We start from the raw sequence: 18,704 nt of genomic DNA on the forward strand, positions 1-18,704 counted from the left end.
GTCGTCCGGAGCGTCAGACGGCCTGGCGACCAGGGGTCGCGTCGAGCAGGTGGGCCAGGTGCTCGGGAACCGAGCCGCCGCGGGCCACCGTCGCCCGTGCCCAGAGCCGGCCCGCCCGGTACGACGACCGGACCAGCGGTCCGGCCAGCACTCCGGCGAAGCCCATCTGCTCGGCGACCTGGCGGAGCTCGACGAACTCCTCGGGCTTGACCCAGCGCGCGACCGGCAGGTGCCGGGGCGACGGGCGGAGGTACTGCGTCAGCGTGATGATGTCCGTGCCCGCGTCGAACAGGCGCTGCAGGGCGTCCTCGATCTCGATGCGCTCCTCGCCCATGCCGAGGATCAGGTTCGACTTCGTGACCAGTCCGGCGTCGCGGCCCTGGGTGATGACGTCGAGGGACCGTTCGAACGTGAAGGCCGGCCGGATCCGCTTGAAGATCCGCGGGACGGTCTCGACGTTGTGGGCGAAGACCTCGGGGCGGGCGTCGAACACCGGGCCCAGCTGGTCCGGACGCCCGTTGAAGTCCGGCACCAGGATCTCGACGCCGGTGCCGGGGGAGTGCTCGTGGATCGCCCGGATGGTCTCGGCGTAGAGCCAGGAGCCGCCGTCGGGCAGGTCGTCGCGGGCGACGCCGGTCACGGTCGCGTACCGCAGCCCCATCTCCGCCACGGAGTCCGCGACCCGCCGGGGCTCGTCGCGGTCGAGCGGTTCCGGCTTGCCGGTGTCGATCTGGCAGAAGTCGCAGCGACGGGTGCACTGCGAGCCGCCGATCAGGAAGGTGGCCTCGCGGTCTTCCCAGCACTCGAAGATGTTCGGGCAGCCAGCCTCCTGGCAGACGGTGTGCAGCTGCTTGTCGCGCACCAGGCTCGACAGCTCGCGGAACTCCGGGCCCTGCGTGGCACGGGTCTTGATCCACGCGGGCTTCGTCTCGATCGGGGTCTCGGCGTTCCGGGCCTCGACCCGGAGCATGCGGCGGCCTTCGGGGGCGAGGGTCATACGAGGGTCTCCTGTCGGGCGGGCGCGGTGCTGGTGCTGGGGGTCGTCGTGCTGATCCGGTGGCCGCTGTGCATGCCGTCGACGGCCTGTTGGACGCCGTGCGCTACCAGGGGTGCGAGGTCGTCGACGGTCACGGGAGCGAGCCCCACGTGCGCCGCGGCGGCGCTCAGCGTCGTGACCCCGGCGTCCGCGATGCCGCACGGGACGATCGCGGCGTAGGCGTCGAGGGCGTTGTCGCAGTTGATCGCGATGCCGTGGCTCGTCACGCCCTCGGCGACGTGCAGGCCGATCGCGCCGACCTTGGCGGCGGGGGAGCCGTCCGTGCCTGGCACCCAGGCGCCGCTGCGACCCGCGACCCGTTCGGCGTGCACCCCGACTGCGGCCGCGGCGTCGATGACGACCTGCTCCAGGTCGCGCACCCAGGCGACGACGTCGAGGGGTTCGGCGAGCCGGACGATCGGGTAGGCGACCAGTTGCCCCGGCCCGTGCCAGGTGATGCGTCCGCCACGGTCGGTGTCGATGACCGGGGCGCCGTTCGTCGGCAGGTCGGACGGTTCGGTGCGGCGTCCGGCGGTGTACACGGACGGGTGCTCGCAGAGGACGAGGGCCCCGGGGGAGCGGCCGGCGACGACGTCGGCGTGCAGGTCCCGCTGCAGGGCGAGGCCGTCCGCGTAGTCGAGCAGGCCGTGGTGGCGGACGATCTCGAGTTCCGGCATGCGGCGAGCGTACGACAGTTTCTGGACGGCGTCCAACAACCGGGTGCTTGACCTCAACAATGGTTGAGATGGTCCGATGAGGACATGGACATCCGACAGGTACAGCTCGCCACCCGATCGCTCGCCGACACCGCCCGGTTCTACGAACGACTGGGGTGTCCGGTCGAGATCGTCGACGCCACGGTGCGCATCATGGTGGGGTCGACGCTCCTCGTGTTCCGCGAACTGCCCGAGATGGCCGGAGCCCTGCACCTGGCGATCACGATCCCCACGGGGGCCTTCGACGGGGCCAAGGCCTGGATCGCCGGGCTGACGACGGTGCTCGGTACGGACGACCAGGACGAGTTCGAGGGGCCGCCGAACTGGAACTCGCGGTCGGTCTACTTCGAGGGGCCCGACCAGCAGCTCCTCGAGCTCATCGAGCGGCGGGGCCTGGAGTCGGGCGCCCGGCGCGCCGGCGACGGTTCCGGCACCGGCACCGGCACAGGCACCGGCGCCGTCGTCCCGCTCGTCTCCGTCAGCGAGGTCGGCGTCCCCGTCCCCGACGTCCTCGGCGCCGTCGAGGCCCTGCGACGCGCCGGTCTCGAGCCGTACGCCAACCCGCCGGGGGAGTCGTTCGCGGCGGTGGGCGACGTGGACGGTCTCGTGATCCTGGTGTCGCCCGACCGACGCTGGTTCCCGACCGGTGACCGGAGCCCGTCGAGCGCGCCGGTGGTCATCGACGTGGGGCTCGGGGTGCCGCTCGAACTGACCGAGGGTGTCCTCCTGCGGTGAACGGGCCGGTGTCGTCGGCGGGAGCCTTGTAGAATCGACGGATCATGGCGCAATTCGGTTCACTCTCCGATCGGCTGACCGAGACCTTCCGCAATCTGCGGAGCAAGGGTCGGCTGACTCCGTCCGACGTCGACGGCACCGTCCGCGAGATCCGGCGGGCGCTCCTCGACGCCGACGTCGCGCTCGAGGTCGTCAAGGCGTTCACCGCATCGGTGCGCGAGCGTGCCCTCTCCGACGAGGTCAACCGCGCGCTCAACCCGGCGCAGCAGGTCGTCCAGATCGTCAACGAGGAACTCGTCGGCATCCTGGGCGGGCAGCAGCGACGGCTCGAGTTCGCGAAGAAGCCGCCGACGGTCATCATGCTCGCGGGTCTGCAGGGTGCCGGTAAGACCACACTCGCGGGCAAGCTCGGCAAGTGGCTCAAGAAGGACGGCCACACCCCGATGCTCGTCGCGGCGGACCTCCAGCGTCCGAACGCCGTGCAGCAGCTGCAGGTCGTCGGCGAGCAGGCCGGCGTGCACGTGTTCGCGCCCGAGCCCGGCAACGGTGTCGGCGACCCGGTCAAGGTCGCCAAGAACGCCATCAAGGCCGCGATCGACCAGCAGTACGACACCGTCATCGTCGACACCGCCGGTCGACTCGGTGTCGACGCCGAGCTGATGAAGCAGGCCGCGAACATCCGCAAGGCCGTCGACCCGGACGAGGTCCTGTTCGTCATCGACGCGATGATCGGTCAGGACGCCGTCAACACGGCCCGTGCCTTCCAGGAAGGCGTCGACTTCACCGGTGTCGTGCTCTCCAAGCTCGACGGTGACGCACGCGGTGGTGCCGCCCTGTCGGTGGCCAGTGTGACCGGCCGCCCGATCATGTTCGCGTCGACGGGCGAGTCGCTCGACGACTTCGAGCCGTTCCACCCGGACCGCATGGCGAGCCGCATCCTCGACCTCGGCGACATCCTGTCCCTCATCGAGCAGGCGCAGGGCGCCTTCGACGAGGAAGAGGCGCGCAAGGTCGCGGACAAGATCGCAACCGACAACTTCACGCTGAACGACTTCCTGCAGCAGATGCAGCAGCTCCGCAAGGCCGGCTCCATCAAGGGCATGCTCGGCATGCTCCCGGGAGCCAAGGGCATGCGCGAGGCGCTCGACAACTTCGACGAGCGCGAGATCGTCCGCACCGAGGCGATCATCCAGTCGATGACGCCCCAGGAGCGCGAGCTCCCGAAGCTCCTGAACGGTTCGCGCCGTCTGCGCATCGCGCGCGGTGCCGGATCGACGGTCACCGAGGTCAACGCGCTGGTCAACCGCTTCGAGCAGGCCGCCAAGATGATGAAGACCGTCGCCCGCGGTGGCGTGCCGCAGATGCCGGGCATGGGTCCGATCCCGGGCATGCACGGCGGCAAGAAGCAGCAGCAGCAGGGCGGCAAGAAGAAGTCGAAGGTGGGCAACCCCGCCAAGCGCGCGGCCTTGGCTGCCGGCGCGGCGGCCGCGCCGCAGCAGGCTCAGCAGGGGTCCGGCCTCGGCCTCGGCGGCGCCAAGGGCGGCAAGGCACCGACCGAGGAAGAGCTCGCGTCGCTGCAGAAGTTCCTGGGTCGCTAGTCGCGACTCGCGATCCCGACCACCTAACGGACAGGAGGCCCGGTGCCAGCTGGCACCGGGCCTCCCGTCCGTCACTCAGCGCTTGGACTTCTTGAGGTACGCCCGCAGGTCGGCGTACGTCCCGTCGTCCTCGCCGAACAGGACGACGCTCCGCGCCGTCTCGAGCCAGGCGCTCGTGGAGGGCCGGACCTCACCCAGGGCGGCGAGCAGATCCGGCATCCCGATGAGCCGTGCAGTGCCCGTCGTGATGCTGTCCATGAGCGCGTGCTCGGCGGCGACCTCGCACACGTAGGCGATGTCCGCACCGGAGAAGCCCTCGGTCCGCTTGGCGAGCGCTGCGGCGTCGATGCCCTCGACCGGTCGGTCGCGGAGGTGCCCGCGGAAGATCGCTTCGCGTGCCGGGACGTCCGGCGGCAGGACGAGCACCGTCCGGTCCAGCCGACCCGGACGACGGAGCGCGGGGTCGACGTCCCACGGCTGGTTCGTCGCAGCCAGCACGAACACGCCCTCGTTCCCGCCGTCGACGCCGTCGAGTTCGGTGAGCAGCTGGTTCACCATCCCGCGCACGTGCGAGCTGCGGGTCTGGCTCCGTCGCTGGCCGAGCGCGTCGACCTCGTCGAAGAACACCACGCATGGAGCCGCGGCGCGTGCGGCCTCGAAGACCGCCCTGATGTTCTGCTCGCTCGCGCCGAGGTAGGGGTCGAGGACGTCGGTGATGGAGACGCTCATGAAGCGTGCGCCGAGCTCGCCGGCGACAGCCCGGGCGATGAACGTCTTCCCGCACCCCGGAGGGCCGTACAACAGCAGACCGCCGCGGAGGCTCTTGCCGTACAACGCCCGGAGCTCGGGGTTCGCGAGCGGGGCGAGGAACGCGACGGTGAGCCGCTGCTTGACGGCCTCCATCCCGCCCACGTCCGCAAACCGGACCTCCGACGGCTCGACCGAGAACGCCGACGGCAGGTCCGGGTCGGGAGCCGAGTCCTCGACGAAGGACGGTTCGACGATGTGTTCGACCTGCTGTTCCGCGGCGTGCCAGTCGAAGTCGGACGGCGCACCAGCGGCGGGAGCGTCGGTCGGCGCGTCCGCGGGGAGTGCCGTGGCGGCACCCGGGCGCAGCACCGCCAGCATGAGCGCGCCCGCCGCGGCGTCGGTCGGCGCGATGGCGAGTGCGGCTGCCGCTTCGGCGGTCGCCTCAGCCGGACGTCCGGCTTCGAGGAGCAGACGACCGAGGTGGACACGCAGTGCGACGTCGTGGGGTGCGCTGTCGACCGCGCGTCGGAGCGCGCCGATCACCGGGTCGTCGTGGACCGGGTCGTCGTTCATCGGGAGTCCTCTCGGAGCGGTCGGTTCGGTGGTGTCGCGCGACGCGGCGTCAGGCCAGGCGCAGTTCGGTCGCGAGGGCGAGCTCGTCACCCGTCGTCATCGTCGTCCTCGTGCACCGCTGGGCGGGTCCTCGGGAAGGCGCGCAGGATGCGCTTCATCAGGACGGACGCGATGACGACCCCGACGAACACGAGACCCTGCGCGACGAGCGCGGCGACCGGTGGGAGGAACAGCCCGGTCGCCGAGATCGCGGTTGCTCCACCGAGGACCAGCGTCACGAGTCCCCAACTCGGTACCGCTCGTCGAGCGACCGAGACGAGGAAGGCGAGGCGAGGCCGTGCCTCGGAGGCGAACCGGAGGGCGATGAAGGCGATCACGGCGAGGGCGGTCACCGGCGGGAAGGTGGTCGCCCAGCGCTCCATCCCCGGATCCCCGCTGTCGATCGTCGCCAGGAAGCCGAGGGCGGTGATCACTGCCGCGCCGCCGAGGGCCACCCTGATGCGGGCGAGTGGGTTGACGACGCCGATCATGAGGTTCCGCAGTGCTGTGGCGTCCGTCGGGTTCGTCGACAGGATGCCCGCGAAGGCCAGCGCGGACTCGCTCTCGTGGCCGTGCCGCAGCCGTGCCACCGCCAGGTTGTGCCGTGCCCCTCGGTCCTCCGGAGCGAGCGCGAGCCCCCGGCGGTACGCGTCCTGCGCTTCCCGTTGCCGTCCGACGGCGAGCAGGAGGTCGCCGTGCTGGCGGTGCACGAACGGTTCGGTGGGAGCCAGGCGCACGGCTTCGAAGCTCGCCCGCATCGCCTCCAAGCGGTTCTGCTCGCCGAGCCAGAGGGCATCGACTCGCGCAGCGTGCGCCTGCCACGATCCCGGGTCCGCGGCGACCGAACGACGGGCGGCCTCGACGGCTCCGATCCGGTCCCCAGAGCGGAGCAGGGCGGTCGACAGCACGCGGAGGGAGGTACTGTCACCCGGCGCGAGAGCGACCGCTCGTCGAGCAGCTTCGCACGCCGCGTCCGGCTGGTCGAGCGCGAGCAGCGCCAGGGCACGCACGCGCTGTCCGGCGATCGATTCGCCTTCGTCGTGCTCGACCGCCCTGACCTCGGCGAGTGCCTGTTCCGGTCGACCGGCGTCGACGAGCGCGCCGGCACGGATCACCGTCGCCGGTCCGCGCTGTGCTGCCTCCCCCGCCACAGGGGAACTGTAGCGTTCGCCGTGGACTGCCGATGCCCCCAGGACGGGAGGCCCGGTGCCAGCTGGCACCGGGCCTCCCGTCCGTTCGTGGTCGCGCCGCGACGTTCCTTCCCATCGCACGCGCGATGGAAAGTGGAATCGGGCGTACCTGGTCGAAAGGAACGACCAGGTAGGCCCGATTCGACCAGGTACGCCCGATCCGGGCCGGTCGCGGCTAGAGCGCTTCGCGGAACTCCGTCACGAGGTGGCGGACGACCTCGCGCAGGTCGCCGCCGTTCTCCTGCGCGACCTGCAGCTGCCGCTGGTACGAGGCGCCGCGCTCGATCATCGTGTCGAGGTGGTGCAGTTCGTCCTGGCAGCCGAGCCGCTCGGCGATCGGGTCGAGCCGCTGCACCAGGTCGTGCACCTCGTCGGTCACGAGCCGCTCGTCGCCGGCGACGTTCGTGATGATCTCGGCCTCCATGCCGTAGCGGGCCGCACGCCACTTGTTCTCGCGGATGAACCACGGCTGCATGGTGGGCAGGGTCTCGCCGGCGTCGAGCCGGTCCGAGCAGGCGGTGACCAGGCACTGCACGAGCGCGGTGACGGCGCCGACCTCGTGCAGGGTCGAGATGCCGTCGGAGACCCGGTTCTCCAGGGTGCCCCAGCCCGGCGACGGTCGGATGTCCCAGCGCAGGTCCTTCACGCCGTCGATGACGCCGGTGTGCGTGAGGTCGCCGACGACCTCTTCGAAGTTCGCCCAGGCGCCGAGCTGCGGCGGGAGCCCGCCGGTCGGGAGCTGCTGGAACATGAGGGCGCGGTTCGAGGCGTACCCGGTGTCGGTGCCGCCCCAGAACGGGCTCGACGCGGTGAACGCCTGCAGGTGCGGGACGTAGGCGAGCATCGCGTTCATGATCGGGACGGCCTTGTCGCGGTCGTCGATGCCGACGTGCACGTGCACGCCCCAGATGAGCATCTGGCGTCCCCACCAGCGAGTGCGGTCGATGAGGGTCGTGTAGTGCTCGCTGTCCGGGGTGATCTCCTGCTGGTCCCACACCGCGAACGGGTGCGTGCCCGAGCACATCACCTGGGCGTCGAGCGGCTCGGCGGCGTCGATGACCTCGCCGATGATGCCGGACAGCTCGCTCGTCGCAGCCCCCACGCGGTCGTGGACGCTCGAGACGACCTCGACCGTGTTGGTCAGCAGCTCCTCGGTGACGCGGTCGTGGTCACCGAGCCGCTCGTGCACGGCGGCGATGACGGCGGGGGCGCGGGGAGCGAGGTCGCCGGTCGACCGGTCGACCAGGGGGAGTTCCCACTCGACGCCGATGGTCGACGGGCGGGACTCGGTGAAGCGGATGTCCATGCCGTCCATCCTGCCCGGGTCCTTGTCGGACACGCACAACGAAGCGTTGTCCCGATCGTGCGGATCGTCCTGCAACTAGTTCCACTGTGGGCGTACCGTTGAAATGTTCCTACAGGGAAGAGGTACGCATGCAGTTGGTGGTGCGCGGGACGAACGCCCCGCTCGTCGGAGAACTCGACATCCCGGTCTCGAAGTACCACGCGCACCGCGCGCTGGTGCTCGCGTCGCTCGCGAAGGGGACGAGTGTCGTCTCCGGGGTGAGCGCGACGCGACAGGTGGAGTGGACCGTTGGCACGCTCCGCGCGCTCGGCGTCGACGTCAAGCGTCGTGGGAACGCGTACCACGTGACCGGACTGGGCGGCCGGTACCAGGCCACCGACGTCGTGGACCACGGCTCGCGCGGTGCCGACGGACTGCTCAACATGGGGTCCTCGGGCACCACGCTCTACTTCATGACCGGGCTCGCCTCGCTGGCCGACCGCCCGATGACCCTGTCGGGCATGAAGTACTTCCAGCGCCGCCCGATCAAGGCGCTCCTCACCTCGCTGACGCAGATGGGGGTGGAGCTCGAGGCGACGAACGACTGCCCGCCCGTCACCGTGCAGCCGAAGCGTCCGCGCGGCGGTGACGTGACGATCGCCGGCACCCTGTCGCAGTGGGTGTCCGGGCTGCTGCTGGTGGCACCGTTCGCCGAGCACGAGACGCGGATCCACATCACCGGCGGGCGGCTCAACGAGCAGCCCTACGTCGAGCTCACCGTGCGGATGATGCGGCAGTTCGGCCTGACGGTCGAGGTCTCCGAGGACTGGCTCGAGTACCGGATCCCGGCGGGCCAGCAGGCCACCCCGCACGACTACGTCATCCCGCCCGACATCGGCTCCGCAGCGTTCGGCATCGCGGCGGCCGGCACCCGTGAGTCGAACGTGCTGCTGCGCGGCATGACGGCCACGACGACGGCCGAGACCGACCACCCGGAGAGCGAGTTCCTGGACCTCGCGACCGCGATGGGTGTCCCGATGCGGATCGACGAGGAGACCGGCTTCGTCCGGATCGAGCACGACGGGTCGCCGCTCCGGCCGCTCGACGTCGACTGCCGTCCGATCCCGGACCTGCTGCCGGTGCTGTCGACGATGGCGACCTTCGCCGAGGGCACGAGCCGACTGTGGAACGTGGCGCACATCCGGCTGAAGGAGTCCGACCGGGTCGCGGCGATGCTCCAGCTGAACCGGATGGGCGGCCGTGCCGAGCAGGGTGCGGACGAGCTGCGGGTCACCGGTGTCGGTGCGGCCGGGTTGCACGGTGCGCCGATGTCCTCGTTCAACGACCACCGCGTGCTGATGTCCCTCGCGGTCGCGGCGTCGAGTGCCGACGGGGTGTCCGGCCTGACCTACCCGCGTGCCTACCGGATCTCCTACCCGACGTTCCTCGAGGCGATGAACTCCGTCGGGCTCGACATGTCCGTCGGTGACCGGCTCGCAGCCCAGGCGGCGCGGGACGACCGGATCGACGCCGCCGAGGCCGACGGGGTCCGCACGCACCTGGGCACGCCCCTCGAGACGTCTGCGGCGCCCGAGCCAACAGAGCAGCCGCTCGCACAGCCCACCGCGCAGCCCACCGCCCCGCAGCCCGCCGGCCCGCAGCCCGCCGGCCCGCAGCCCACCGCCCCGCAGCCCGCCGTCGCCGTGCCCGAGCTCGCCGGCGTCGACGCCGACCCCCTCGTCCTGAGCGAGCGGGTCCGTGCCCTGGCCCAGACCGACCCCGACGGCCTCGCCGTGATCGAGGTCGGCGGTGCGACGCCCGTGAACACCACGTGGAAGGAGCTGCAGGACGAGGCCGACCGGGTCTCCGCCCTGCTGCTCGAACTCGGCGTGCGCACGGGTGAATCCGTCGCGATGCAGCTGCCGAACTGGCGCGAGTTCGTGTCGATCACCCTCGGTGCGATCCAGATCGGCGCCGTCGCGACCCCGATCATGCCGGTGTTCGGTCCCCGCGAGACCACGATGACGCTGGCGCGTTCGAAGGCCCGCGTGGTCTTCCTGCCGAACGTGTTCCGGAAGCGCCGTCCCGCGCTCGAACTCCTCGACGTCATCGACGAGGCCGCCGCGCAGGACCGCCGCCTGTCGCTCGAGCACGTCATCGTGCTCCGCGCCGAGGCCCGCGGGCAGGGGGACACCCCGACGAACCAGCCGCCGCTGCCCGCCGACGCCCTGGAACGGGTCGTGGCGAGCGACTGGCACTGGCGCTACTTTGAGAACGCCCTCGCCGCCGTGCACGTCGACGTCGACGAGATCGCGTCGCACGCTCCCGGGCCGGACGACGTCTGCCAGCTGCTCTTCACCTCCGGCACCACGGGGGAGCCGAAGGGCGTGCAGCACCCGCACCGCACGCTCGGGCTCGCGACCGCCATGCACGTGGCGCAGTCCGGGCTGACCAGCGCCGACCGCATCTACATCCCGTCGCCGCTCGCCCACCAGACCGGGTTCCTGTACGGCATGCTGCTGGCGTTCCGCCTCGGTGCCCCGCAGGTCATCCAGCCGGTGTGGGACGGCCGCGTCGCACTCGAGCAGGCGTTCGGCGTCGCACGGGCGTCCTTCGTGCAGTGCGCGACGCCGTTCCTGACCGACCTCGTCGACCTGGTCGAGGCCGGTGCTCCGCAGCCCGAGTCGCTCCGGATCTTCGTGCCGACGGGCGCCGCGGTGCCCCGCGCACTGGCCCAGCGAGCGAGCACGGTGCTCGGCAGCGCCATCCTCGGCGCCTTCGGGACGAGCGAGACGTGTCTCGGAGCCCTGTCCAGCCCGAGCGACGACCCCGCCGACGCGTACGGTCACGACGGCCGGGCACTGCCGGGCATCGCGATCCGCATCGTCGACGACGCGGGGATCGAGCTGCCCGCCGGGACCGAGGGCAACTTCGAGCTGCACTCGCCGACGATGTTCGCGGGCTACCTCGACCGTCCGGACCTGACCGACGACGTGTTCACCGCGGACGGCTGGTACCGGACCGGCGACCTGGCGAAGGTCGACGAGAAGGGCTTCCTGTCGATCACCGGACGGGTGAAGGACGTCATCAACCGCGGCGGCGAGAAGATCCCCGTCGTCGAGATCGAGAACCTGCTGTACCAGCACCCGCTGGTCACGGACGTCGCGATCGTGGCGATGCCGGACGAGCGGCTCGGTGAGCGTGCCTGCGCGTGGGTCGTGAACGCCCGCGCGGACGAGCCGCTCGACTTCGCCGGGATGCAGCAGTACCTCGACACGGCCGGCGTGAGCAAGTACTACTGGCCGGAACGACTCGAGTACATCACCGAGCTGCCGCGCAACGCGGTCGGCAAGGTCCAGAAGAACATCCTGCGCGAGCAGGCGGCCGCGCTCGTCGCGACGAAGGAGAACGAGACACGATGACGATCGTCGAGCAGACGAGCACGGGCTTCGACGAAGCCGCCTTCCAGCAGCTCAAGGCCGAGGTCACCGAGTGGGTCCGCGGCCCCGGCGAGGAGTGGGCGGACGAGATCGAGCGCACCGGCCGGGTCGCCCCGGAGCTGTTCCAGGAACTCAAGGAGAACGGGTGGCTCAGCCTCGCCGCCCCGACGGAGCTCGGCGGACGGGCGATCCCGTTCTCGCGCTACCTCGAGATCATGGAGGTCGTCTCCCGCTCGCACGCCTCCATCCGCATGCTGGTGCACGTCATCAACGGCACCTGGCGCGCGATGGCTCCCTACGCGACGCCGGAGCAGATCGAGCAGGTCGTCAAGCCGTCCGTCGCGGGGGACACGCTCGTCGCGTTCACCCTGACCGAGGCCACCGCGGGCACCGGAGCGGACATCCGCACGACCGTCCGGCGCGAGGGCGACACCTACGTGATGAACGGCGAGAAGCACCTCATCACCTTCGGCGTCAAGGCCGACTACTGGCTCATCGCCGCCCGCCTCGAGGGGACGAGCGGCCAGGACGGCACGGTCGCGTTCCTCATGCCGAACAACGGGCTGCCGGGTGCCGAGGTGATCGACGACTCCGACACCATGGGCATCCGTGGCACCGACCACGCGATCCTGCGCTTCACCAACGTGCCCGTGCCGGCGAGTGCACTGCTCGGCGCCGAGGGCCAGGGTCTCGAGGTCGCGCTCGGCGGCTTCCTGCTGCCGAGCCGGGTGTCCGTCGCGATGAGCGCCGTCGGGCTCGCGGAGCGGGCGAACGAGCTCGCCGTCGAGTATGCGAACAAGCGCGAGACCTTCGGCAAGCGGCTCTCCAGCCGGCAGGCGATCCAGTTCTACCTGGCCGAGAACTACGCCGACATCGCCGCAGCACGCGCCCTGGTGCTCGAGGCCGCTCGCGCCTACGAGGACGACCGCCCCGACGCCGGCACCCTGTCCAGTGCCTCGAAGATGGTCGCCGTCGACATGCTCGCGCGCGTCACCGACAAGGCCCTGCAGGTGCACGGCGGGCAGGGCTACTGGAAGCGCAACGCCATCGAGCGCGTCTACCGCGACGCACGCGCGCAGCGCTTCGAAGAGGGCACCAACGAGATCCAGAAGCTGGTCGTCGGCCGCGCCGTCGTGACCGGCAAGGCCGGGTTCTAGACCGCACCCAACCACCGGACAGGAGGCCCGTGGCGGGCCCGCCCCGTGCCTCCCGTCCGTCTCCCACTCACCTGAAGGACCGCAGTGACCGACAGCACCAACGCACCCATCGCACTCAGCTCGCCCATCGCACTGATCACCGGCGCTTCGCGCGGCATCGGCCGCCTGCTCGCGCAGAAGCTCGGCCAGCGCGGCGTCACCGTCGTGGTGACGTACAAGGGCAACGCCGACCTGGCCGAGGAGTCCCTCGCCGACGTCAGGGCGGCCGGCGGCGACGGCATCACGGCGCAGGTCGACATCGAGCAGCCGGAGTCGATCGACGCCCTGTTCGACCTGGTGCGCGACACCTACGGACGCCTCGACATGTTCGTGGCGAACGCCGCCGCCAGCGCGTTCAAGCCCGTCGCCGACCTCAAGCTGCACCACCTCGACCGCAGCTACGCCACGAACGCCCGCTCGTTCGTGCTCGGCGCCCAGCGCGCCGCGGAACTCATGGACCGGGGCGGCCGCATCGTCGTCGTGACCTCGTACGGATCACTCCGGGCATTCCCGACCTACGCCGCACTCGGTGCCGCCAAGGCCATGAGCGAGGCGTACATGAAGTACATGGCGGTGGAGTTCGGTCCGCGTCAGATCACGGTCAACGCGGTGAACGGCGGCCTCATCGACACCGACTCGCTCGAGTACTTCTACACGAAGGTCCCCGGCCAGGCGCCGATGGACACCGTGCTCGAGAAGCTCCCGCTGCAGCGCCCCGGGACGGCCGATGACATGGCCGACGCCGTCGACTTCCTGCTGTCGGACAAGGCCGGGTACATCACCGGGCAGGTGCTCTCGGTCGACGGCGGGCTGACGGTCATCGCACCGCCGTACTGGTCGGACACGACGTCGCCCCTCCGCGACGCGGTGCTGCCGGCCGACGCTCCGGCCGCGGACACCGCAGAATAGGCGCATGAGCAGCGTCGCTTCCGCCCCCGTCGTGCCGGAGTCCCTCCGGACCGTCGCGACACCCTGGACCCTCGGCCCCCTGCACCTGGCGAACCGGGTGGTGATGGGGTCGATGCACACCGGGCTCGAGGTACACGACGACGGTGGAGCCGGCATGGCCGCCTTCTACCGCGAACGGGCGGCCGGCGGGGCGGCGTGCATCATCACCGGCGGGATCGCGGTGAACGACGAGGCCCGCGGCGGTCCGGACTTCGCGGTGTTCGGCGTCGGGGGAGCCGACGAGCGGTTCCGGGTGGCGGTCGACGCCGTGCACGACGAGGGCGGGACGATCCTCGCGCAGCTGTTCCACGCCGGGCGGTACGCGCTCGCGTCGGGCATGGTCGACCGGCACGGCGACCCGCAGCGCGTCGTGGCGCCCTCGGCCCTGCCGTGGGGGGCCGCCCGCGGTGTGGTGCCGACCGAGCTGACGTCGGCCGAGGTCGAGCGGACCATCGAGGACTTCGCCGCCGCGGCCCGCACCGCCCGCGCGATCGGGTTCGACGGCGTCGAGATCATGGCGTCCGAGGGGTACCTGATCAACCAGTTCCAGTCACCGCTGACGAACCTGCGCGACGACGAGTGGGGCGGTGACGCGGAACGGCGTCGGCGCTTCGCGATCGAGGTCGTCCGGGCCGTGCGCGCCGCGGTGCCCGAGCTCGCCGTGACGATCCGGCTGTCCGGCGCCGACCTGATGCCCGGCTCGTCGACCGAGGACGAGGTCGACGCGCTCGTGCACGATCTGCTGCCGCTCGGACTCGACGGCATCTCGGTGGGCATCGGCTGGCACGAGTCCCGCACCCCGACCGTGCAGGCCTCGGTGCCGCACGGGGCCTGGCTGGCGTACGCGACACGGATCGCCGCGGTGGTGCGCGCGTCCCCGTACCCGGACGTCCGCGTGATCGCGTCGAACCGGATGACGGACCTGCGCGACGGCGAGGCCGTGCTCAGCGACGGACTGATCGACGCCGTCGCCCTCGCCCGGCCGTTCCTCGCCGACCCCGCCATCGTGTCGCGCTCGCTCGCGGGCGGGTTCGCCCTGGTGAACACCTGCATCGGCTGCAACCAGGCGTGCCTCGACCGTTCGATCATCGGCGCACCGGTGTCCTGCCTGGTGAACCCCCGTGCCGCCCGCGAGGTCGCGTTCCCCGCTCGCCCGACCACCGACCCGAAGCGCGTCGACGTCGTCGGTGGCGGACCGGCCGGGCTCGCCGCCGCGGTGGACGCCGCACGTCGGGGCCACGACGTCACCGTCTGGGAGGCGTCCGACCGCCTCGGCGGCCAGTTCGGCCTCGCCGCACTCGTCCCGGGGAAGGAGGACTACGCCGCCACGGTGCGGTCCGCCCGCGCCGAGCTCGCGGAGCGGGGCGCCATGATCCACCTCGGACGCCCGGCGACGGCTCGGGACCTCGTCGACAGCGACGCCGTCGTGCTCGCGGCCGGGGTCGTCCCGCGGAGCATCGACGTCCCCGGCAGCGACCTGCCGCACGTGCTGTCCTACGAGCAGGCCCTGCGGAACGGCGTACCCGAGGGCACCGTCGCGATCATCGGCGGCGGCGGCATCGGCGTGGACACCGCGGCGTTCCTGACCGAGTCACCCGACGAGGTCGTCCGGGCCGCCGAGTTCGCGGCCCGCTGGGACCTCGACGTGTCCGAGGAGCTCGTCGGCGACGTGCCGCAGCGCCTCCCCGCGGCACGGCGCACCACCCGACCGGGGTCGCAGGTGACGGTGCTCCGGCGTTCGGGCAAGTTCGGCCAGGGGATCGGCATCACCTCGCGCTGGGTCGCGATCGGTCGGCTGCGGGACGCCGGGGTGCGGATGGTCGGCGGCGTGCAGGAGTACCTGCGCATCGAACCCGGGGTGCTCTGGATCCGCGACGAGCACGGGGACGAGGTCGGCGTCCCGGCGGACACCGTCGTGGTCTGCGCCGGGCAGGAGCGCGCGACCGACGCCGAGGGCGACGCGCCTGACGGACTCGTGACGGGCCTCCAGGCCGCCGGCGTGCCGTACGCCGTCGTCGGCGGCGCGCGTGACGCACGGAGCGTGGACGCGGTCCGGGCGACGTCCGAGGCCCTCGAAGCGGTGCGGCGGCTCGCGCCGTAGCGAGTCGGCTCGCATCACGGCCGGGAATCTGCAAGAATGAACGGTCGAATCGCCGCAGCTCGACCCTCTATCCAGCTGTGAGCGATCTCTCTCGAGCTTTCGCCGTGTGTGCCCCCACGCCCGCGGTTCCAGTTCAACCACAACGAAAGCAAACAGGAGCAATTGTGGCTGTCAAGATCCGTCTGAAGCGTCTCGGTAAGATCCGTGCGCCCTACTACCGCATCGTCGTCGCCGACTCGCGCACCAAGCGCGATGGTCGTGTCCTCGAGGAGATCGGTCAGTACCACCCGACCGAGGAGCCCTCGGTCATCAAGATCGAGTCCGAGCGTGCGCTCTACTGGCTCGGCGTCGGCGCGCAGCCGACCGAGCAGGTCGCGGCCCTCCTCAAGCTGACCGGCGACTGGGCCAAGTTCAAGGGCGAGAAGGACACCGAGTCCAAGGTCAAGGTCGCCGAGCCGAAGCCGGCCTTCCAGGTCGACTCCTCGAAGAAGGCCGTGCTCAAGCCGAAGTCGGAGAAGACGGCACCCGCCGCCAAGGCCGACGACGCCGAGACCGCCGACGAGACGACCGAGGCGTAGTCCTTGCTCGAATCCGCGCTGACGCACCTCGTCAAGGGGATCGTCGATCACCCTGACGACGTGCGCGTCGCCAGCTCCACCTCCCCACGCGGCGAGGTCCTCGAGGTGCGCGTGCACCCCGAGGACCTCGGCCGCGTGATCGGTCGCGCCGGGCGCACCGCCAAGGCGCTCCGCACGCTCGTCACGGCCCTGGCCGACGGCAAGCGCGTGCGGGTCGACGTGGTGGACACCGATTCCTAGGGAGACGACCCAGCTCCGGGTGGGTCGAATCACGAAGGCGCACGGGCTCAAGGGCGGCATCAAGCTCGAGCTCTACACCGACGACCCGGATCGTCGGTTCACCCCGGGCGCCACCTTCACGCTCCAGGTCCCCGACGACTCACCGTGGTCGGGCAAGACCCTCGAGCTGGACGAACTCCGCTGGTACAACGGTCACCCCGTCGCGTTCTTCGCCGGGATCGACGACCGCACCGCGGCCGAGTCCCTGGCGCGCATCATCCTCTGGGTCGAGCAGGACGCCGATGCCGAGACCGGTGAGGACGACGCCTGGTACGACCACCAGCTCGTCGGGCTGAAGGTCCTGCGTGACGGCGTCGAGGTCGGCACGGTCGCCCGTGTGGACCACATGCCCGCACAGGACCTGCTCGCGATCGACACGCCGTCCCGCGGCGAGGTCCTCGTGCCGTTCGTCTCGGCCATCGTGCCGGCGGTCGACATCGCGGCCGGCACCGTCACGGTCACGCCCCCGCAGGGTCTGTTCGAGGACCCCGAGGACACCTCGCGCCCCGAGACGGTCACGGACTAGTCCCCGTGCGGATCGACATCGTCACGATCTTCCCGGAGTTCTTCTCCGTGCTCGACGTGTCCCTGCTGGGCAAGGCCCGCTCCGGCGGTCTCCTCGACCTGCACGTGCACGACCTGCGATCGTGGACCAACGACCGGCACCGCACCGTCGACGACACCCCGTACGGCGGTGGCGCCGGCATGGTGATGAAGCCGGAGCCGTGGGCACAGGCGCTCGAAGCGCTCTTCCGGCCCGACGGCTCGTCGACCCTGGTGGTGCCGACGCCGGCCGGCACGCCCTTCACGCAGTCCATCGCGCGGTCCCTCGCGTCGACGTCGGAGCACCTCGTGTTCGCCTGCGGGCGGTACGAGGGCATCGACGCACGCGTCTTCGAGTGGGCGTCGTCACGCGCCACCGTCGTCGAGCTCTCGCTCGGCGACTACGTGCTGAACGGCGGCGAGGTCGCTGCGATGGCGATGATCGAGGCCGTCGGACGACTCGTCCCCGGCGTCGTCGGCAACCCCGAGTCGCTGGTCGAGGAGTCCCACGAGGACGGCCTGCTCGAGTACCCCTCGTACACCAAGCCCGCGTCGTGGCGCGGCCTCGACGTCCCTGACGTCCTGCTCAGCGGGCACCACGCCCGCGTCGGTGCCTGGCGGCACGAGCAGCAGCTGGAGCGGACGCGGCGCGTCCGTCCGGACCTGCTGCCCGACGCGTAGCGTCACCCGTCTCGCGAAAGCGACAGATCTCCGCGGAACATCCGCGGAGATCTGTCGCTTTCGCTGTTGTGACGGTCCGCGGGCCGCGAGATCTGTCGCTTCCGTGGGGTGGGGACGACGCGTGACGGACTGGAGGCGCGGTGCCAGCTGGTGCCGCGCCTCCAGGCTCGCTACTGGTCGCGCTGGGCGCGACGCAGGGTCAGGACCTCGGGGCCGGCCTCGGTGACCGCCACCGTGTGCTCGACGTGCGCGGCACGCGAGCCGTCGACGCTGCGCAGCGTCCAGCCGTCGTCGTCCTGGTAGAGCTCGTCGGTCGTCTGCATGAGCCACGGCTCGATCGCGACGACCAGACCCGGTCGGAGCTTCAGGCCGCGACCCGGACGGCCGTCGTTCGGCACGTGCGGGTCCCCGTGCATCGTGCGACCGACGCCGTGCCCACCGAACTGCAGGTTCACGTCGTGACCGGCCTGGTGCGCCACGTGACCGATGGCGTGCGAGACGTCGCCGAGCTTGTTGCCGGGAGCCGCCTGGGCGATGCCGGCGGCCAGTGCCCGTTCGACCGTGGCGATCAGTGCCTGGTCCTCGTCGCGCGGTGTGCCGACCTGGACGCTGACGGCGGAGTCCGCGACCCAGCCGTCCACGCTCGCGGCGAAGTCCAGGCTCACCAGGTCGCCGTCCTGCAGGGTGTGGTCGTGCGGCAGGCCGTGCAGGGCGGCGTCGTTCACCGAGGTGCAGAGGTTCTTGCCGAACGGCGACATGCCGAACGACGGGTGGTAGTCGACGTAGCAGCTCTCCGCCCCGCGTTCGGCGATCATCCGGGCTGCGACGCGGTCGAGGTCGAGCAGGTTGACGCCGACGTCGACGGTCTCGAGCAGCTCGTCGAGGACGTCGGCCACGAACCGGCCGGCGACGCGCAGTCCGTCCAGCTCGGCGGGGGTGCGGAGTTCGATCATGGGTCCATCCTCGTCGTTTTGTCTCCCGCGCTCTCTGTGGCAGTATTGAACGCTGTGCCCTGG

Annotated in this window: 16 protein-coding genes; 10 read left to right on the plus strand and 6 right to left on the minus strand. The window is 71.1% G+C overall.

Annotated elements, in window-relative coordinates:
• Nucleotides 1-13: 13 nt before the first annotated feature.
• A complete protein-coding gene (lipA, locus tag DEJ12_RS04085; RefSeq protein ID WP_111029146.1) occupies nucleotides 14-997 on the minus strand; it encodes a lipoyl synthase in 984 nt (327 codons plus the stop codon).
• Nucleotides 994-1,713, minus strand: a complete 720-nt coding sequence (gene lipB / locus DEJ12_RS04090; protein WP_111029290.1) for a lipoyl(octanoyl) transferase LipB — start codon at nucleotides 1,711-1,713, stop codon at nucleotides 994-996. The genes lipA and lipB overlap by 4 nt, the downstream gene beginning before the upstream one ends.
• Before the next feature lie 84 nt (nucleotides 1,714-1,797).
• Here lipB and DEJ12_RS04095 point away from each other — a divergent pair, with 84 nt between their 5' ends.
• Both DEJ12_RS04095 and ffh read left to right on the plus strand, forming a co-directional pair.
• Nucleotides 1,798-2,487, plus strand: a complete 690-nt coding sequence (locus tag DEJ12_RS04095; protein WP_111029147.1) for a VOC family protein — start codon at nucleotides 1,798-1,800, stop codon at nucleotides 2,485-2,487.
• Nucleotides 2,488-2,531: 44 nt separating this feature from the next.
• Nucleotides 2,532-4,085, plus strand: coding sequence for a signal recognition particle protein (gene ffh, locus DEJ12_RS04100; RefSeq protein ID WP_111029148.1), 1,554 nt, complete (start codon nucleotides 2,532-2,534; stop codon nucleotides 4,083-4,085).
• Nucleotides 4,086-4,160: 75 nt separating this feature from the next.
• Here the strand turns inward: ffh and DEJ12_RS04105 are convergent, their stop codons facing one another.
• From DEJ12_RS04105 to DEJ12_RS04115, 3 genes are all read right to left on the minus strand, one after another.
• Nucleotides 4,161-5,408 (minus strand): 26S protease regulatory subunit, encoded by a 1,248-nt coding sequence (locus DEJ12_RS04105; protein ID WP_111029149.1) that lies wholly within the window; start codon nucleotides 5,406-5,408, stop codon nucleotides 4,161-4,163.
• Between the two features lie 86 nt (nucleotides 5,409-5,494).
• Entirely contained in the window at nucleotides 5,495-6,598 is a 1,104-nt protein-coding gene (locus tag DEJ12_RS04110) for a tetratricopeptide repeat protein (RefSeq protein WP_146245537.1), read from the minus strand.
• A 214-nt stretch (nucleotides 6,599-6,812) separates the two neighbouring features.
• Nucleotides 6,813-7,952, minus strand: coding sequence for a glutamate--cysteine ligase (locus DEJ12_RS04115; RefSeq protein WP_181433023.1), 1,140 nt, complete (start codon nucleotides 7,950-7,952; stop codon nucleotides 6,813-6,815).
• Nucleotides 7,953-8,071: 119 nt separating this feature from the next.
• Between DEJ12_RS04115 and aroA the strand changes: the two genes are divergently transcribed.
• The 8 genes from aroA to trmD all read left to right on the plus strand — a co-directional run bounded on the left by aroA (nucleotide 8,072) and on the right by trmD (nucleotide 17,688).
• Nucleotides 8,072-11,344 (plus strand): 3-phosphoshikimate 1-carboxyvinyltransferase, encoded by a 3,273-nt coding sequence (aroA, locus tag DEJ12_RS04120; RefSeq protein ID WP_111029151.1) that lies wholly within the window; start codon nucleotides 8,072-8,074, stop codon nucleotides 11,342-11,344.
• A complete protein-coding gene (locus DEJ12_RS04125) occupies nucleotides 11,341-12,519 on the plus strand; it encodes an acyl-CoA dehydrogenase family protein (RefSeq protein ID WP_111029152.1) in 1,179 nt (392 codons plus the stop codon). Before aroA ends, DEJ12_RS04125 begins: the two co-directional genes overlap by 4 nt.
• Before the next feature lie 84 nt (nucleotides 12,520-12,603).
• A complete protein-coding gene (locus DEJ12_RS04130; RefSeq protein ID WP_111029153.1) occupies nucleotides 12,604-13,467 on the plus strand; it encodes an SDR family oxidoreductase in 864 nt (287 codons plus the stop codon).
• A 4-nt stretch (nucleotides 13,468-13,471) separates the two neighbouring features.
• Nucleotides 13,472-15,607, plus strand: a complete 2,136-nt coding sequence (locus DEJ12_RS04135) for an FAD-dependent oxidoreductase (RefSeq protein ID WP_111029154.1) — start codon at nucleotides 13,472-13,474, stop codon at nucleotides 15,605-15,607.
• A 164-nt stretch (nucleotides 15,608-15,771) separates the two neighbouring features.
• Complete coding sequence (gene rpsP / locus DEJ12_RS04140; RefSeq protein WP_027465884.1) at nucleotides 15,772-16,185, plus strand: 30S ribosomal protein S16; 414 nt, start codon at nucleotides 15,772-15,774, stop codon at nucleotides 16,183-16,185.
• Between the two features lie 3 nt (nucleotides 16,186-16,188).
• On the plus strand, nucleotides 16,189-16,425 hold the full coding sequence (locus tag DEJ12_RS04145; RefSeq protein WP_017888258.1) for an RNA-binding protein: 237 nt from the start codon (nucleotides 16,189-16,191) through the stop codon (nucleotides 16,423-16,425).
• A gap of 19 nt (nucleotides 16,426-16,444) precedes the next feature.
• Complete coding sequence (rimM, locus tag DEJ12_RS04150) at nucleotides 16,445-16,990, plus strand: ribosome maturation factor RimM (RefSeq protein ID WP_171907871.1); 546 nt, start codon at nucleotides 16,445-16,447, stop codon at nucleotides 16,988-16,990.
• Between the two features lie 5 nt (nucleotides 16,991-16,995).
• Nucleotides 16,996-17,688, plus strand: coding sequence for a tRNA (guanosine(37)-N1)-methyltransferase TrmD (gene trmD / locus DEJ12_RS04155; protein ID WP_111029155.1), 693 nt, complete (start codon nucleotides 16,996-16,998; stop codon nucleotides 17,686-17,688).
• Nucleotides 17,689-17,858: 170 nt separating this feature from the next.
• Here trmD and map read toward each other — a convergent pair whose 3' ends face one another.
• Entirely contained in the window at nucleotides 17,859-18,641 is a 783-nt protein-coding gene (gene map / locus DEJ12_RS04160; RefSeq protein WP_111029156.1) for a type I methionyl aminopeptidase, read from the minus strand.
• Nucleotides 18,642-18,704 lie beyond the last annotated feature (63 nt).

Origin of the sequence: Curtobacterium sp. MCLR17_059 (genome assembly GCF_003234665.1) — a bacterium.
GTDB classification, from domain to species: domain Bacteria; phylum Actinomycetota; class Actinomycetes; order Actinomycetales; family Microbacteriaceae; genus Curtobacterium; species Curtobacterium flaccumfaciens.

Bases quoted from the DNA above. Each gene is read 5' to 3' on its own strand.
- lipA (WP_111029146.1), bottom strand. From the start codon at position 997: ATGACCCTCGCCCCCGAAGGCCGCCGCATGCTCCGGGTCGAGGCCCGG.
- ffh (WP_111029148.1), top strand. From the start codon at position 2,532: ATGGCGCAATTCGGTTCACTCTCCGATCGGCTGACCGAGACCTTCCGC.
- map (WP_111029156.1), bottom strand. From the start codon at position 18,641: ATGATCGAACTCCGCACCCCCGCCGAGCTGGACGGACTGCGCGTCGCC.
- DEJ12_RS04105 (WP_111029149.1), bottom strand. From the start codon at position 5,408: ATGAACGACGACCCGGTCCACGACGACCCGGTGATCGGCGCGCTCCGA.
- lipB (WP_111029290.1), bottom strand. From the start codon at position 1,713: ATGCCGGAACTCGAGATCGTCCGCCACCACGGCCTGCTCGACTACGCG.
- DEJ12_RS04135 (WP_111029154.1), top strand. From the start codon at position 13,472: ATGAGCAGCGTCGCTTCCGCCCCCGTCGTGCCGGAGTCCCTCCGGACC.
- aroA (WP_111029151.1), top strand. From the start codon at position 8,072: ATGCAGTTGGTGGTGCGCGGGACGAACGCCCCGCTCGTCGGAGAACTC.
- DEJ12_RS04095 (WP_111029147.1), top strand. From the start codon at position 1,798: ATGGACATCCGACAGGTACAGCTCGCCACCCGATCGCTCGCCGACACC.
- DEJ12_RS04125 (WP_111029152.1), top strand. From the start codon at position 11,341: ATGACGATCGTCGAGCAGACGAGCACGGGCTTCGACGAAGCCGCCTTC.
- DEJ12_RS04115 (WP_181433023.1), bottom strand. From the start codon at position 7,952: ATGGACGGCATGGACATCCGCTTCACCGAGTCCCGCCCGTCGACCATC.